Raw genomic sequence first — 15695 nt, forward strand, 5'->3', positions numbered from 1 at the left:
GACCGGTGGGCCGAGAGGCGGCCGGGCCGGGAACCGACCCCGACAACCTCCGGATGACACAAGAATAAACATATTTGAACGCAATGCAACAAGAAGATGCTCCGGACGCACCCCCGAACCGCCCTGCCAGCGGACCGATACCGGAAAGCAACCTCCCCCGCCGAGCCGGCGCAACCCCGGGCACCTTCAGTCGACACCCCCTGCCCCACCCCATCTGGCCAGGCATTTTCCCTCCGGACCGAACCCGGACAACGCGCCGTTGCACCCGGATGTCCGGTTACGAAGGCGCATCACAACAGCACAACGGCTTGACGCGTTCAGTGCGCGCGGCAACACTCAACGCCGACGCCATGTTGGCGTAAACATCCGCCGAAGGGCACGAACGCGTGAGCACGTCGCACACCTCCACCCCACCCAGTCAGAGCCGGTCACGACCCCGGCCACGTCCGGCAGCACGGGCCAACCGGTCCCGCCACGGGGCAGTCGGCTTCGCCTTCTTCGCACCGTTCCTGGTGGTGTTCGTGATCGGCATCGCCGCACCGCTCGGCTACGCCGTGTACCTGAGCTTCTTCCAGGACCGGATGATCGGCGGAAACGTCTTCGTGGGGTTCGACAACTACCGGCGTGCGCTGGGTGACGAACTCTTCCGCGCCGGCCTGTGGCGGGTGCTGCTCTTCCTGCTGGTCCAGGTGCCGGTGATGCTCGGCCTCGCCCTCGTCGCCGCCCTGGCCATCGACAGCGGACGCCTGCGCACGCCCGGCCTGTTCCGGATCGGCATCTTCGTCCCGTACGCCGTCCCCGCCGTGGTGGCCTCACTGATGTGGGGCTACCTGTACGGCGACCGCTTCGGGCTGGCCGGACAGATCGGCGACCTGCTGCACGTCGACATGCCCGACTTCCTCGGCTCCTCCTGGATGCTCGCCTCCATCGGCAACGTGGTGACCTGGGAGTACGTCGGCTACAACATGCTGATCCTCTACGCCGCCCTGCGAACCGTGCCGCACGAGCTCTACGAGGCGGCCGAGATGGACGGTGCCGGCGAGTTCCGCAAGGCCTGGAGCATCAAGCTCCCGGCGGTGCGCTCCGCGCTGGTGCTGGCGACGGTGTTCTCGATCATCGGCACGTTCCAGCTCTTCAACGAGCCCAACGTGATGCAGTCGCTCGCACCGGGCGTGATCTCCACCAGTTACACCCCCAACATGTACGCCTACAACCTGGCCTTCAACGGCCAGCAGTTCAACTACTCGGCAGCCGTCGCCGTGGTCCTCGGGGGCGTGACCGCCATCGTCGCGTACGCCGTCCAGATCCGGTCGACGCGGAAGGAGCACGGCAAGTGAGCGCCAACACCCCCGCCCGCCGACGCCCGCGGCGCGCCAGCAACGCGCTCACCATCGCCATGGGGCTGATGCTCCTGTACGCGCTGCTCCCGCTGGCCTGGCTGTTCATGTCCAGCACCAAGGACAGCGCCTCGCTGACCAGTGGTTTCGGCCTCTGGTTCGGCCACGGCTTCCACCTCTTCGACAACATCGGGGACGTCCTGTCCTACGACGGCGGGATCTACCTGCGCTGGTTCGGCAACACCCTGCTCTACGCGGTCGTGGGTGCCGGTGGAGCCGCGTTCCTCTCCACCGCCGCCGGCTACGGGCTCGCCAAGTACCGCTTCCGCGGCCGCACCGCGCTCTCCGCGGTGGTGCTCGGCGCCATCGCCATCCCCGGCACCGCACTGGCCGTCCCGACGTACCTGCTGTTCAGCAGGGTCGGCATCGTGGACACCCCGTGGGCCGTCCTGCTGCCCTCGCTGGTCAGCCCGTTCGGCGTCTACCTGATGCGGGTCTACGCCGCCGAGGCCGTGCCGGACTCGATGCTGGAGGCCGCCCGAATCGACGGCTCGGGCGAGGTGCGCACCTTCTTCACGATCTCGCTGCGAATGCTCGCACCCGGCTTCGTCACCGTGCTGCTGTTCGCGCTGGTCGCGACCTGGAACAACTACTTCCTGCCGCTGATCGTGCTCAGCAACCCGAAGTGGTTCCCGCTCACCGTCGGCCTCAACCAGTGGAACTCCCTGGCCACCGGCGCCGCGGGCAGCGGCGCCACCACCACCAACTTCTACCCGCTGGTCATCACCGGGAGCCTGCTCGCGATCGTCCCGCTCGTCGTCGCCTTCCTCTTCCTCCAGAGGTTCTGGCAGTCCGGCCTGGCCGCGGGCAGCGTCAAGGAATGACCGCCCCCTGACCGTTCCCCACCCCGGCTCAACCCACCCTCACAGCAAGGAGCCATCCATGCCCCCCGTGCGCACCCGTTCGCGCCGCAGACTGCTCGCCCTCGTCCCGGCCGCAGCCCTCGCCCTCGGCCTCACCGCCTGCGGCTCCGGCGGTGGATCCGGTTCCGGCTCCGGCTCCGCCGACGCGGCCGCCGCCCTGGACACCCCGGCCACGCTGACCTTCTGGACCTGGGCGCCGAACCTCGACAGGACCGTCGCGCTGTTCGAGCAGAAGTACCCCAAGATCAAGGTCAACATCGTCAACGCCGGCCAGTCGGCCACCGAGTACACCAAGCTGCAGACCGCGATCAAGGCCGGCAGCGGCGGCCCGGACGTGGTCCAGGTCGAGTACTTCGCGCTGCCCGAACTCGCCCTCTCCAAGCGGCTGGTGAACCTCAAGGACTTCGGCGCGGCGGGCCTGGATTCCAAGTTCACGCCGTCCGCCTGGTCGCAGGTGAACGTCGGCGGCGGCGTCTACGCCATCCCCCAGGACACCGGCCCGATGGCGATGTTCTACAACAGGAAGATCTTCGACGAGCTCAGCCTCGAACCGCCGAAGACCTGGGCCGAGTTCGAGGCGGCCGCTGTCAAGATCAAGGCGTCGGACCCGAAGCGGTTCATCACCTCGATCGACCCGGGCGACGCCGGCGGCATGGACAGCCTGATGTGGCAGGCCGGCAGCCGCCCCTTCCAGCAGAAGGACGCCTCCGCGGTCGCGGTCAACCTCCAGGACCCGGGCGCCAGGAAGGTCTCCGACCTCTGGTCCTCGCTGCTCTCCCGCAAGCTCGTCGACCCCGCCCCCGGCTGGACCAACGAGTGGTGGCAGGCCATGGGCAGCGGGCAGTACGCGATGTGGCTGACCGGCGCCTGGGCCCCGGGCAACATCGCCTCCACCCTCCCCGACAGCGCCAAGGACTGGCGGGCCGCCCCGATGCCGCAGTGGAGCGCCGGCGAGAACGTCTCGGCCGAACAGGGCGGTTCCGCCGTCGCCGTGCCGTCCACCAGCAAGAACAAGGCCGCCGCGGCCGCCTTCGCGATCTGGCTCGACTCCGACCCGCAGGCGGTCCGGTCGCTCGCCGAGAACGGCCTCTTCCCCGCGAGCAGCGAGCTGCTCAAGGACCAGGCCTTCCTCGACAAGCCGCTCGCCTCCCTCGGCGGCCAGCAGGCCAACCAGGTCTTCGCCGCCTCCTCCACCGCCGTTGGCCAGGGCTGGCAGTACCTGCCCTACCAGGTCTACGCCAACTCGGTCTTCAAGGACACCGTCGGCCAGGGCCTGACCGGCGACCTCGGAGCCGGTCTGACCGCCTGGCAGAAGCGCATCACCGACTACGGCAACCAGCAGGGCTTCAAGGTCACCGCACCGTGAGCGCCGGCCGGTGCCCGTCCGGACTCCTCCGGACGGGCACCGGCCCGCATCGCACCGCAGCCACCATCCCCCCAGGAGCACCACCATGTCCGTCCTCCGCATCGACGGCGACGACTTCACCCTCGACGGCAAGCCGTTCCGCATCATCTCCGGCGGTCTGCACTACTTCCGCGTCCACCCGGACCAGTGGGCCGACCGCCTGCGCAAGGCCAGGCTGATGGGCCTGAACACCGTCGAGACGTACGTCCCCTGGAACCTCCACCAGCCCCGGCCGGACGTCTTCCGGATGGACGCGGAGCTGGACCTCCCGGCCTTCATCGACCTGGCGGCCGCCGAGGGGCTCCACGTCCTGCTGCGGCCCGGCCCGTACATCTGCGCCGAGTGGGAGGGCGGCGGCCTGCCGTCCTGGCTCCTCGCCGAACCCGGCATCCGGCTGCGCAGCCAGGACCCGGCGTACCTGCGCGCCGTCGAGGCGTACTTCGAGCAGCTCCTCCCGCCACTGCTCGACCGGCTGGCCACCCGGGGCGGCCCGGTCCTGGCCGTGCAGGTGGAGAACGAGTTCGGCGCCTACAGCGACGAGACCGCCCACCTCGTCCACCTCGCCGACCTGCTGCGCCGCCTGGGCGTGGACGTCCCGCTGTTCACCTGCGACCAGCCCGCCGACCTGGCCCGCGGCTCGCTGCCCGGCGTGCTCGCCACCGCCAACTTCGGCAGCCGCTCCCGGGAGGGGCTCACCGCCCTGCGCGCGCACCAGCCGACCGGGCCGCTGATGTGCACCGAGTTCTGGATCGGCTGGTTCGACCGCTGGGGCGGCCACCACGTCGTGCGCGACCCGGCCCAGGCCGCACGGGAGCTGGACGACCTGCTGTCCACCGGCGCCTCGGTCAACCTCTACATGTTCCACGGCGGCACCAGCTTCGGCTTCACCAACGGCGCCAACGACAAGCACACCTACCGCCCCACCGTCGGCTCGTACGACTACGACGCCCCGCTCGACGAGGCCGGCGAGCCCACCGCGAAGTACCACGCCTTCCGCGAGGTCATCGCCAAGTACGCCCCAGTGCCGACCGAGCCGGTGCCGGGCCCCGCCCCGAAGCTCCCCGCGACCACGGTGGCACTCACCGGGAGCGCCCCTCTGTTCGCGAACCTGGCGGCGCTGGGCTCCCCGGTGACCTACGAGCGTCCGCTCACCATGGAGCAGTTGGGTCAGGACTTCGGCTACATCCAGTACGAGGCGGCGCTGCCGGCCGCCGGCCCCGTCCTGCTGGAGCTGGACGGCGTCCGCGACCGCGCCCAGGTGTTCGTCGACGGGCAGCCGGTGGGCGTGCTGGAGCGCGAGAACCACGAGCGGGCGATCGCCTTCACGGTGCCCCGCGACGGCAGCATGCTGCGGCTGCTGGTGGAGAACCAGGGCCGGGTCAACTACGGGCCTGGGATGTACGACCACAAGGGCCTGCCCGGCCGTGTCCTGCTCGACGGCGTCGAGCTGACCGGGTGGAGCAGCCTGTCACTGCCCCTGGACGACCTCGGCGGGCTCGCCTTCGCCCCGACCGCGGGCTCCGCCACCGGGCCGGTCTTCCACCGGGGCGCCTTCGAGGTCGAGGAGCCGGCCGACACCTTCGTCCACCTGCCCGGCTGGACCAAGGGCAACGTCTGGATCAACGGCTTCCACCTCGGCCGCCACTGGTCCCGCGGGCCCCAGCGGTCGCTGTACGTTCCCGGCCCGGTCCTGCGCCCCGGGCCGAACGAGATCGTCGTGCTGGAACTGCACGCCGGCCACTTCGCCCGCACGGTGGAGCTCCGCGAGCAGCCGGACCTCGGCCCGACCGAGGAGTAGCCGGAACGTCGATGATGCGCCGGGTGGCCCGTGGAACGCTCCACGGGCCACCCGGCCCGTCGGCATCCGGCCTGCGCCCGGCTGGTCCTGCCGCGCGGCTTCGTCCACGGCCCCCGCCCAAGCAGAGGTCGCGCCCGGCGCGGACGATGCACAGATGGTAGTCGGGGACGGGAGTGAGGGCGCGTCGGCCCTGGCCCGGGCCGGTGTCGAGGACGACGGTCCCGGTGCCGGTGACGCCGGCGGCGGGGGCGAGGTAGGCGATGGCGGCGACCTGGACGTCGTTACCGCGGCCGATGGTGAAGGCGAAGCCGTGGCCCTCGGGCTCGCCGTCGGAGGTGCGCAGGACGACGTAGGCGGCGGAGTAGTCCGGGTCGGGGTTCATGGCGTCGGGCCCCGTCCACCCGCCGGTCCGATCCACAGTGGCTTCATGGCTTGACTCCCGTCAGAGGTCTGCGGCCGGGGCTCTTCATCGGGCCAATACATCGGATGAATTTGTGAAGCCCTGACCATACGAGCGTCAGTCGCACCGCCGGAAGAAGTCCTCCGACCCCTGTCGGCCACATCGGATCGCGCACCCTCTGACGAGTCTTCAAATGTGCAGCTCAGGAAAGGCATCAATCGCCACTCGTGATGCGGAACGAAAACCTGGACGTCACGGTTGGGCATCATCCGAGGCTCCCTCTTGTCAGTCGGATGTCATGCTCGTATGGTCCTCGTGACCTACAAGCCATCCGATGACTGTGGGAAGCGTGGTCCGGCGCTGTCTGCCACGGACGACATCGACGCGACCGTCTCCCAGCCCGCCGACCTCTACGCCGAGTACGCCCTGTTCTACGCGCAGGCCGGCGCCGAGGGGAGGACCTTCCAGTCCGGCCCCACCGACCACCAGTCCACCGTCATCCAGCTGCCCAACGGTCTGGAGGACCAGCTGCCCGCTCCGCTGGTCACCAAGGAGAACGTCGACGACCCGCCGCTCTGGGCCGACCACACCACGGGCTGACCGAGATGGGCCCCGGAACCAGACCGGCAGCCACCGCGACAACGCGACGACGGGGCTCCGGCCTGTGCACCTCCACTGGACTACTCCCCCACCCCACCGAAAGGCCGAACCATGCGAAGTGCACCGGCGGCCAGAGCGATAGTCGCCCTGGCCCTTGGTACCGCCGTCGCCGTCTGGTCCCCCGCCGCGGCGACCGCCGCCACCACGACCACCGCCTGGTCCAACGGCGCGTTCTCCGTCGACACCGCGGGCCTCGTCCGCGAGGCGAACATCGTCCTGGGCAGCCCGAACACCGCGGCGACCCAGTCGATGCCGCTGGGCAACGGCACCCTCGGCGCCGCGGTCTGGGCCGCCAACGGCTTCACCGCCCAGCTCAACCGCGCCGACACCCTGCCCGGCCGCAAGTCCCCCGGCTGGCTGCGGATCCCCGGCCTGTCGCGGATCACGAACGCCGCCGACTTCACCGCCACCGTCGACCCGTACGACGGCGTGCTGCGCGAGTCCGGCGGCGGGATGAGCGCGGCGATCTACGTCCGCGCCGACAAGGACGAGCTGGTCGTCGACGTGACCGGCGCCGACCCGAACACCGCCCAGTCCGCCACGGTCAACCTGTGGGCGGGGCGCACCCCGGCCGCAGCGGCCTCCGGCAGCATCGCGACACTCACCGAGACCTGGGTCGACAACAACGCCACCACCGGATCCGGCCGGACCTTCGGCTCGCTGGCCGCACTCACCGCCGATGGGCGCAACGTCACCGCCACGGTCGCCGACGCACAGACCGTGAAGGTGAACCTCACCCCCAACGCCGACGGAAGCTTCCGCATCCTGGTCGGCAGCCCGAGCTGGACCGGCGGCGACGCCGCCACCACCGCCGCGTCACTGCTGGGTTCGGATGCCACCGCGAGCACCGGCACCCTGCAGGCCCCGCACCTCAGCTGGTGGCACGACTACTGGGGCAAGCTCGGCTTGGTGAAGCTCTCCTCGGCGGACGGCACCGCCGACTACCTGGAGAAGCTGCGCACCCTGTACTACTTCTACGCTGCCGAGGAGTCCCGCGGGCCGCTGCCCGGCTCCCAGGCCGGAGTCGCCGACCTCTTCAACTTCTCCCAGGACACCCAGAACTGGTACCCGGCCGGCTACTGGTTCTGGAACATCCGCGGACAGGTGGCCGCCAACATCGGCGCCGGCGCCTTCGAGCTCAACACCGGCCTCTACAACCTCTACACCTCCAACCTGGCCAACATCCAGGCCTGGACCAGGGCCTACATGGGCAACCGGCCCGGGATCTGCGTGCCGGAGACCATGCGCTTCAACGGCAACGGCTTCCAGAACGACGGCGACCCGTTCGGCGACGCCTCCTGCAACCAGGCGCTGACCACCTGGAACGGTGCCACGGTCTCCACCGGCGCCGAAATCGGACTCTGGGTCTGGCAGCAGTACCTGACCACCGGTGACAAGGCCTTCCTGGCGGCGAACTACCCGCTCATGCAGCAGTCCGCCCAGTTCCTGCTCGCCTTCACCACGGTCGGCGCCGACGGCAGGCGGCACGCGGTGGCCAACGTCCACGAGAACCAGTGGAACGTGCAGGACCCGGTCAACATGATCGACGCGATGAAGGCCCTCTTCCCCGCCACGATCTCCGCCGCCCAAGCCCTGGACACCGACGCCTCACTGGTCTCCCAACTGCACGCCGCGATCCCGCAGATCCCCGACTTCCCGCGCACCGACGCCGCGACCCACCGGCAGAACCTCTCCGCCTCCGCCGACGCCTCCGGCACTGACGTCCTCGGTCAGTCCTCGCAGCCCACCGCGACGGTCTACAACACCGAGAACGACGACCTCGAAGCCGTCTGGCCCTACGGCCTGGTCGGCGACAACTCACCGCTGCTGCCCGTGGCCCAGCGCACCTACAACAGCCGGGTCAACGTCCAGCAGAACGACTGGAGCTTCGACGCCGTCCACGCCGCCCGCCTCGGCCTTCCCGCCCGGGTCGCCGCCGACCTGACCGCGCTCACCCAGAAGTACCAGACCTATCCCACCGGCCTGGCCGACCTGTGGGGCCGATCCGGCGGCACCGAGCCCTACATCGAGCAGGCCGCCAACGTCGCACTCGCGATCAACGAGACGCTGGTCCAGGACTACGACGGCCTGCTGCGGATCGCCCCGGCTCTGCCACAGGGCTGGGACGCCGACGGCACCCAGTACATCCACGGCGGCAGCACCGTCTCCGTCCAGGTCCACGGCGGCGTCATCGGCACCGTCGGCATCCACGCCGGCTCCACCGGCACCATCAAGATCCGCAACCCCTGGCCCGGCCGGAGCGTGTCGGTCGTCGACGGCACCGACCAGTCGACCGTCGTCGTCCGCCCCACCAGGGCCGGGCAGTTCACCATCCCGACCACGGCCGGCAAGTCCTACCTGGTCCAGCAGGTGTCGGCCCCGGTCTCCGGCATGACGTTCAGCCGGCTCTCCGGCACACCGGCGACAGCGGCCAGCCACCTCGGCACCGTCCGGATCGGCCTGGACAAGACCACCGGCACCGGCCACATCACCGGCATCAACGGCCTGTGCGTCGACGACTCCGGAGCCGGCACCGCCGACGGCAACCCGATCGTCGTCTGGACCTGCAGCGGCACCGCCGCCAACCAGCAGTGGACCGTCGGCACCGACGGCACCCTGCGCACCCTCGGCAAATGCATGACCGCCCCCGGCACCGACCCCGGCAACGACACCCCCATCCAGCTGTACGGCTGCGTGAGCGGCGCCGGAAGCCAGGTCTGGCAGCCTCAGGCCGACGGCACCCTCAAGAACCCGCAGAGCAACAAGTGCCTGGACGACTCGGGCGCCGGGCCCGCCGGCACCGGGCTGGTCCTGTGGGACTGCTCCGCGGCCGCCAACCAGATCTGGCGCCTGCCCTGATCCCGACCTGACGCAACGACGCCCGGGGTGCCGACCAATGGTGGTGGTCGGCACCCCGGGCACGCGTGGTCGTCGATGCCGCGCTCATCCGACCTCGACGATCCGGAACCAACCCGGGCCGTCCTCGCCACGGCCGCCACCGAACCGGCCGCCACCGAACCGGCCGCCGCCGAGGACGCCGGACTCGGCGACCTCACAGCCGCGCCGGGCTGTCGGCGGATCAGGCTTGTTAAACGGACTAGCGGTCCGTATTCTCCTCCATACGGACCGCTAGTCCGTTTAACCTCGAGCGCCCCCGTCACGAGGGCCCGCAGAACGGAAGCCCTGACCATGACCAATCCCATGGAACCCGCGGAGCTGTACCGCCACGGTCTGGACCTGCTGCTGCAGAAGGACATCCCCGGCTGGGTGGAGCTGTGGGACGAGGGCGGGCTCCTGGAGTTCCCGTTCGCACCGTCAGGCTGGCCCGCGCGCCTGGAGGGCCGGTCGGCCATCGCGGACTACATGCGTCACTACCCCGACCACGTCGACATCCACGACTTCCCCGACGTGAAGATCCACCGGACGACCGACCCGGAGACGGTCGTGGTGGAGATGCGCGGCGTCGGCCGCCTGGTGAAGACCGACACGCCCTTCGACATGACCTACATCGCCGTGGTCACGGCCAGGGACGGGCGCTTCACCTCCTACCGCGACTACTGGAACCCCCTCGCCGTGTCGCAGCCCGGCGCCGACTTCGCGGGAACCAACCGATGAACGACCTCGACGCCACCCTGGTCATCGGGGCCACCGGGACCACCGGCCGCCGCGTCAGCGCGGGGCTCGTCGCCGAAGGCCACCGCGTGAAGGCCGCCGGCCGCAGCGCCACCCCGGTGGAGGGTGCGCAGGCCGTCCGGTTCGACTGGAACGACCCTTCGACCTGGGACGGCGCCCTGGCCGGCGTCGACCGCGCCTACCTCGTCCCGCCCATCGGCTCCTCCGACCCGGCCGCGGTCATGCTGCCCTTCCTGCACAGGGCCCGCGCGGCGGGCACGCGCCGCGCGGTGCTGCTCAGCTCCTCCGCGATCCCCGCGGGCGGCCCCGCGGTGGGGCGGGTCCACGAGGCCCTGCCCGACCTGTTCGATCAGTGGGCCGTCCTTCGGCCCTCCTGGTTCATGCAGAACTTCACCGGCTCGACCCCCCACGCGCGCAGCATCCGTGCGGACGGCACCATCCGGACGGCCACCGGGGAGGGCCGGGTCGGGTTCATCGACGCGCAGGACATCGCCGCCGTCGCCGTCCGCGCCCTGGGCGACGAACAGGCCCTCAACACCGACCTGATCCTGACCGGGCCGCAGGCGCTCAGCTACGACGACGTCGCCACGATCATCACCGAGGTCACCGGCCGGACAGTGGTGCACCGGCAACTGACCTTCGATCAACTGCGCGACCGCTGGGCGGCCGAGATCCCGGTGGAGTTCGCCACCATGCTGGCGGACCTGGACCGTGCCATCGCCGACGGCACCGAGGACCGCACCACGGACACGGTCGAGCGGCTCACCGGCCGCCCCCCGGGCACGCTGCGCTCCTTCGTCGAACGGGAGATCCGATGATGCGGCCCGCTGTTCCGCGCTGATCCGTCGTTCTGGTTCGGGATCCGGGCGAAGGCGATCGGCCCCGTCCCCGACCGCCTCGCCCGGGCCCCGGCGCCATCCACCCGGCGGCAGCGCGTATATCTTCTACTGGGCCTGACGACTACTGGGCCTGGCGACCACTGGCCTGACGACACGATCCGGCCGGGAGCGGCGAAGGCGACGGTGCGCTCGGGTTCGCGCGGCACGCCACGCACACCGCCGGACATCATGAAACGGTCATGGTGCATGCCTGCCGACGACCAGGAGGAGGACCAGTGACCCAGCGCCCGGAACGCGCCGACGCCCTGCGCAACCGGGAGGCCGTCCTGGCTGCCGCCGACGCCCTGTTCGCCGCCAGCGGCAGCCCCCGGAGCGTGTCGATGGACGACATCGCCGCGGCCGCCGGCGTGGGCAAGGGCACGCTCTTTCGCCGCTTCGGCGACCGCGCCGGGTTGATCGGCGCCGTGATCGCCTCCCGGATGGCCCCCCTCCAGCAGGCGGTGCGAGAAGCGCGGGACACCGCCGGGACCTCACCGCGGCAGCGGGTGCTGGACCTCCTCGACGCCTCGCTCCGCTTCAAGATCGACAACTGGAACCTGATGTCGGCCGCGGAGGACGCCGGCCTCAACAGTCCCTACCAGGCCCAGCACTACGGGTGGTGGCACGACATCCTGCGCGCCGAGCTGGTTCAGGTGCCCGGCGTCCACGACCCCGACTTCACCGCCCACGCCCTGCTGGCCGCCATCCGCGCCGACCTCGTCGCCCACCTGATGGAGGAGGGGAGGATGACAGCCGAAGGCCTTCGGTCCTCGCTCGCGGCCCACGTCGGCGCCGTACTCGGCGACGGCCCCGAACCCCCCGCGCGCACGGTCTGACCACAGTCCGAAGACCGCGGACAGGGCGCCGGCGGCCAGGCTCCCCGGCGATTCGTCCGCCGGGTGTCGGGCGCGGCGGTTCCGTCAACCACCGCTCCCGCGACCGGGCGCCGGGCGACACTGGTCACCGAGTCGCCGTCGTGCGGGTCCGTGCCCGATCCGGCCCGGGCTGCAACGAGCGAGCGCGTTGTCGTAGGCAGGAAAGGAACAGGGGGCGCGTTGTCAGCGAATCGGGCAGGGCTGCTCGGCCGGGACGGGACGCTGGCGGCCGTCGAGGCGCCCGAGGCGGTCAGCCGAAAAACGGGTCGTCCACGACGCGGGCCCAGCCGCCGTCCGGCCGGCGTCGGAGGATCTCCGTGGTCGTGGAGACCACCGGTTCGGGGCCGACACCCGTCAGGGTGGCGACTGGAGTCCAGCGGCCTGACGGTCGAGGCCGTCGCACGGCGCTGCGGCCTCGGTACGCCGGCCAACTTCCGGACCCTCTTCAAAGCACACGTCGGGGTGCCGCCGAGCACCTACCGCGAGACATTCAACTCCGTACCAGTGAACAGCCGTTGACTCCTTGATCCTGGCAGGCCACCGCAGGTCGCGAACCCGGCTCAGGCAACGAGGGCCCGGGTCTCCCGAAGCGGGGCGAGCGCGGCGCTCCAGGCGATGACCTGGTCGATCATCGTGTTCAGGGCAGGCACGTTGTAGTCGCCGGGCTTGAAGACCTGGTAGTTCTCGAACTCGGTGATCAGCGAGAGCGCGACCTGCTGGCGCACGTCGGCCAGCTGGAGCTCGCCGGCCACCAGGCGCAACTGCTCCACGGCCCGGACGCCGCCGACTCCGCCGTAGGACACGAAGCCGACCGCCTTGTTGTTCCACTCGGCGTAGAGGAAGTCCAGGGCGTTCTTCAGCACGCCGGGGATGCCGTGGTTGTACTCCGGCGTCACGATGACGAACCCGTCGAACGACGCGATCGTCTCGGCCCACTGCCGGGTGTGCTCGTTCTGGTACCGGCCGAGCGAGGGCGGCATGGGCTCGTCGAGGTGCGGCAGCGGGTGGTCGCGCAGGTCCAGGAGCTCGAACCGGGCGTCTGTGCGGCGTGCGGCGATGTCCAGCACCCAGCGGGCGACCTGTTCGCCGTTGCGGTTGGGGCGGGTACTGCCGAGGATGATGCCGATCTTGGGCATGACGGGCCCTGCCTTTCCTCGTGCGCGGGCGCACGGCGCCTGCACAGTACGCGGCCCGGCAGATCGTCTGCCGAGCAGACGATCTGGTCAACAAAGAGTCGCTGGGTATCATTCCTGTCATGGGCAGCGAGACGTCCACCGCGCCGGCGGCCGGGTGCGCCGATCTCACCGAGGACTTCGGGTTCTCGCTGATGGTGGTGGCGCATGCCTACCGGACCGCCGTCTCCTCGGTCCTGGAGGCCGTGCCGCAAGGTGCGCGCGGCTTCCAGACGCTTGCCGCCGTGGTGGACGGCGACGGGCCGAACCAGCTCGCCCTGGCCGGCTATCTGCGGATCGACCGCACGGTGATGACCTACCTGCTCGACGATCTGGTCGCAGTCGGCCTGGTCGAGCGCAGACTCGATCCCTCCGACCGGCGACGGCGCAGGATCGTCGCAACCGGCCACGGTATCGACACATTGCGACACCTCCGGCGCCAGGTCCACGAGGCTGAGGACGCCCTTCTCTCCGCCGTCGACGAGACCGAGCGCGAGGCGTTCCGGGCCCTGCTCGGGCGGGTCGCGCGCAGTGCGCTGGACATCGGACCGGGGGCCCAGTCCTGCGACGCCGGCGCCGACGCCGACATCTGCGATTCCGCCGCCACGGCCGACGGCGCGGAGCCCGGTCGCCCGGCGTCCTAGGCCCTGTCCGGCCACTGGACCTGGCCGACCAGGCGTCCGTCGCCGCGTTCACCGCCGCCTGGGACGGGCCGCTGCACATCCTGGTCAACAACGCCGGCGTGACGGCCTCGCCCGAGCTCCGTACGCCGGAAGGCTGGGAGCTCCAGTTCGCCACCAACCACCTCGGGCACTTCGCACTGTCCACCGGCCTCCACGCGGCCCCGCCCCGACCAGCTCACCCGGACGGTCGCCGGCTCCGCCCACCGCTGCGCGTCCGGACCACCGTGGTCATCATGGAACCGGGGCCGACGGTCAGGAGGGACTCGATGGAGCTGTTCCCACCGATGCCGCTCGCCGAGTGGCGGGACACAAAGGAGACGCTGCACCGCTTCACACAGGTGGTCGGCAAGATCCGGCTGGCGGCGAGCGTACGGCGCAACCACTGGTGGAACGTCCCGTTCCACCTCACCGGGCGCGGGATCACCACACGGCCCATGGGACAGGTCGACGGCAACCCGATCTTCACCATCGACTTCGACCTCGTCGACCACCGGCTGGTCGTCGCGACGGCGGACGGCAGGACGGAGTCCTTCCCGCTCCCCGGCCAGTCCGTGGCCTCGTTCTACCGGCAGACCCTGGCGGCCCTGTCAGCGTTGGGTGTCCAGATGGAGATCCAGGTCCCCCGGCCCTACCGGCTCGCCGACTCCGCCCGGCCGTTCGCCGAGGACTTCGAGCACACGACCTACGATCCCGCCTGGGTGAATCGCTACTGGCAGGTACTCGGCCAGGTCGGCCTGGTGCTGGAGGAGTTCGCGGCGCGCTTCTCGGGCAAGGTCAGCCCCGTCCACCTCTTCTGGCACTCGCTGGACATCGCCCACACCCGATTCTCCGGACGCGTCGTCGACCCTCCACCGCGGGTGGACCCGGTGACCCGTGAGGCGTACTCCCGGGAGCTGATCAGCTTCGGGTTCTGGTTCGGCGATGCCGACCTGGGCGAACCGGCCTTCTACTCCTACACGGCCCCCGAGCCCGCACACCTGGCCGAGGACCCACTCACACCCGCATCTGCTCAGTGGATCGCGCTCGCCGACAGCCACCTGGCGGTACTGCGCTACGACGCGGCCCGGACCGAGGCCGATCCGAGAGCGACCGTACTCGCCTTCTACGAGAGCGCCTACCAGGCCGGAGCCGCCCGTGCCGGCTGGGACGTCGGCCGCCTCGCCTGCCCGGGTGGAATCACGGACCCCCGACTGCCGACCCTGCCGTTCTGAGCACGTCAGTGCAGGTGCAGCTGCCAGTCAGCCGGGACCTTGCCGCGCGGGCCGGGAGTCGGCTGCGCGGTGGGGTGGGCGGCGGGCGGTGCCAGTTCCGGCCCCTCGTAGTACTGCTCGGTCTCGATGTTCCACAACCACGCCTCACCGGGCTCGAAGCTGGCCAGAAACGGGTGCCCCGCCTCTCGGGCATGCCTCGTGCCGTGTTGCGAGGGTGATGAGTCGCAGCATCCGACGTGCCCGCACTCCGCGCAGCGCCGTAGGTGGAACCACCACCCCGGCCCGTCCCCTGCCAGACACTCCACACACCCGTCTCCACTCGGCTGCGCGGATGGATCTATCCCCCGGATCGGGCTGTCAGCCATGGGACACACCTCCCGATGAAGGCTCGGCCCGGCGCCGGTTCGGCACATCGACGCCCAAGCCATCGGACCGTCTATCCGAATCCCAACCAACCGGCTCGCACGAAGATTCCGTGACGAGCAGCAGCGGGCGGTCCAGCCGTACAGAGCCGGTCCGTGCCACGGGAGGCGATGCGCTTGACGGGCGGCCGTCGTCATTTCCGGCTGGTCTCACCCCGCCCCGGACACCCACCCGACGCATTCACCCAGGTCAACGCCCACACCGACAGCTGAGCAACGGAAAACTGGACTCACAGGGGGAGTTGCGGCCCAGGCCGCCTGCTTCACGCGACCCGTGAAGCAGGCGCAGCCAGACCCG

The 15695-nt window shown here is 70.5% G+C and carries 12 protein-coding genes and 3 pseudogenes; 12 read left to right on the plus strand and 3 right to left on the minus strand.

Going from position 1 to position 15695, the window contains the following annotated elements:
- The first annotated feature begins 515 nt into the window (after positions 1–515).
- The 4 genes from ACIGZJ_RS21935 (at position 516) to ACIGZJ_RS21950 (ending at position 5463) form a co-directional block, all read left to right on the plus strand.
- The gene (locus tag ACIGZJ_RS21935) at positions 516–1337 is read left to right on the plus strand and encodes a carbohydrate ABC transporter permease (protein ID WP_396458779.1); all 822 of its coding nucleotides are present in this window, start codon (positions 516–518) and stop codon (positions 1335–1337) included.
- Complete coding sequence (locus ACIGZJ_RS21940) at positions 1334–2221, plus strand: carbohydrate ABC transporter permease (RefSeq protein WP_396458780.1); 888 nt, start codon at positions 1334–1336, stop codon at positions 2219–2221. The genes ACIGZJ_RS21935 and ACIGZJ_RS21940 overlap by 4 nt, the downstream gene beginning before the upstream one ends.
- 58 nt (positions 2222–2279) lie before the next feature.
- Positions 2280–3626, plus strand: a complete 1347-nt coding sequence (locus ACIGZJ_RS21945) for an ABC transporter substrate-binding protein (RefSeq protein ID WP_396458781.1) — start codon at positions 2280–2282, stop codon at positions 3624–3626.
- A gap of 85 nt (positions 3627–3711) precedes the next feature.
- A complete protein-coding gene (locus ACIGZJ_RS21950) occupies positions 3712–5463 on the plus strand; it encodes a beta-galactosidase (protein WP_396458782.1) in 1752 nt (583 codons plus the stop codon).
- 151 nt (positions 5464–5614) lie between these two features.
- Here ACIGZJ_RS21950 and ACIGZJ_RS21955 read toward each other — a convergent pair.
- A pseudogene (locus tag ACIGZJ_RS21955) lies at positions 5615–5857 on the minus strand (hypothetical protein); the annotation flags it as partial.
- Between the two features lie 384 nt (positions 5858–6241).
- On the opposite strand from ACIGZJ_RS21955, the pseudogene ACIGZJ_RS21960 reads away from it, so the two are divergent.
- From ACIGZJ_RS21960 to ACIGZJ_RS21980, 5 genes and pseudogenes are all read left to right on the plus strand, one after another.
- Positions 6242–6463, plus strand: a pseudogene (locus ACIGZJ_RS21960) (sugar ABC transporter substrate-binding protein); the annotation flags it as partial.
- 111 nt (positions 6464–6574) lie between these two features.
- The gene (locus ACIGZJ_RS21965) at positions 6575–9382 is read left to right on the plus strand and encodes a ricin-type beta-trefoil lectin domain protein (RefSeq protein ID WP_396458783.1); all 2808 of its coding nucleotides are present in this window, start codon (positions 6575–6577) and stop codon (positions 9380–9382) included.
- Positions 9383–9712: 330 nt separating this feature from the next.
- Positions 9713–10138 carry a nuclear transport factor 2 family protein gene (locus tag ACIGZJ_RS21970; RefSeq protein ID WP_396458784.1) on the plus strand — a complete coding sequence of 142 codons (426 nt, stop codon included), beginning with the start codon at positions 9713–9715 and terminating at the stop codon, positions 10136–10138.
- Positions 10135–10974, plus strand: coding sequence for an NmrA family NAD(P)-binding protein (locus ACIGZJ_RS21975; RefSeq protein ID WP_396458785.1), 840 nt, complete (start codon positions 10135–10137; stop codon positions 10972–10974). Before ACIGZJ_RS21970 ends, ACIGZJ_RS21975 begins: the two co-directional genes overlap by 4 nt.
- 296 nt (positions 10975–11270) lie before the next feature.
- Positions 11271–11870 (plus strand): TetR/AcrR family transcriptional regulator, encoded by a 600-nt coding sequence (locus ACIGZJ_RS21980; RefSeq protein WP_396458786.1) that lies wholly within the window; start codon positions 11271–11273, stop codon positions 11868–11870.
- A 599-nt stretch (positions 11871–12469) separates the two neighbouring features.
- Here the strand turns inward: ACIGZJ_RS21980 and ACIGZJ_RS21985 are convergent.
- On the minus strand, positions 12470–13045 hold the full coding sequence (locus tag ACIGZJ_RS21985; protein ID WP_396458787.1) for an NADPH-dependent FMN reductase: 576 nt from the start codon (positions 13043–13045) through the stop codon (positions 12470–12472).
- Positions 13046–13164: 119 nt separating this feature from the next.
- Between ACIGZJ_RS21985 and ACIGZJ_RS21990 the strand changes: the two genes are divergently transcribed.
- The 3 genes and pseudogenes from ACIGZJ_RS21990 (at position 13165) to ACIGZJ_RS22000 (ending at position 14975) form a co-directional block, all read left to right on the plus strand.
- Entirely contained in the window at positions 13165–13725 is a 561-nt protein-coding gene (locus ACIGZJ_RS21990) for a MarR family winged helix-turn-helix transcriptional regulator (protein WP_396458788.1), read from the plus strand.
- Positions 13726–13730: 5 nt separating this feature from the next.
- Positions 13731–13925, plus strand: a pseudogene (locus tag ACIGZJ_RS21995) (oxidoreductase); the annotation flags it as partial.
- A 105-nt stretch (positions 13926–14030) separates the two neighbouring features.
- Positions 14031–14975 (plus strand): DUF5996 family protein, encoded by a 945-nt coding sequence (locus ACIGZJ_RS22000; protein WP_396458789.1) that lies wholly within the window; start codon positions 14031–14033, stop codon positions 14973–14975.
- 5 nt (positions 14976–14980) lie between these two features.
- Here the strand turns inward: ACIGZJ_RS22000 and ACIGZJ_RS22005 are convergent, their stop codons facing one another.
- Positions 14981–15340 (minus strand): UBP-type zinc finger domain-containing protein, encoded by a 360-nt coding sequence (locus ACIGZJ_RS22005; RefSeq protein ID WP_396458790.1) that lies wholly within the window; start codon positions 15338–15340, stop codon positions 14981–14983.
- Positions 15341–15695: the final 355 nt, after the last annotated feature.

This window comes from Kitasatospora sp. NPDC052868 (assembly GCF_044547105.1).
Taxonomy (GTDB): Bacteria; Actinomycetota; Actinomycetes; order Streptomycetales; family Streptomycetaceae; genus Kitasatospora.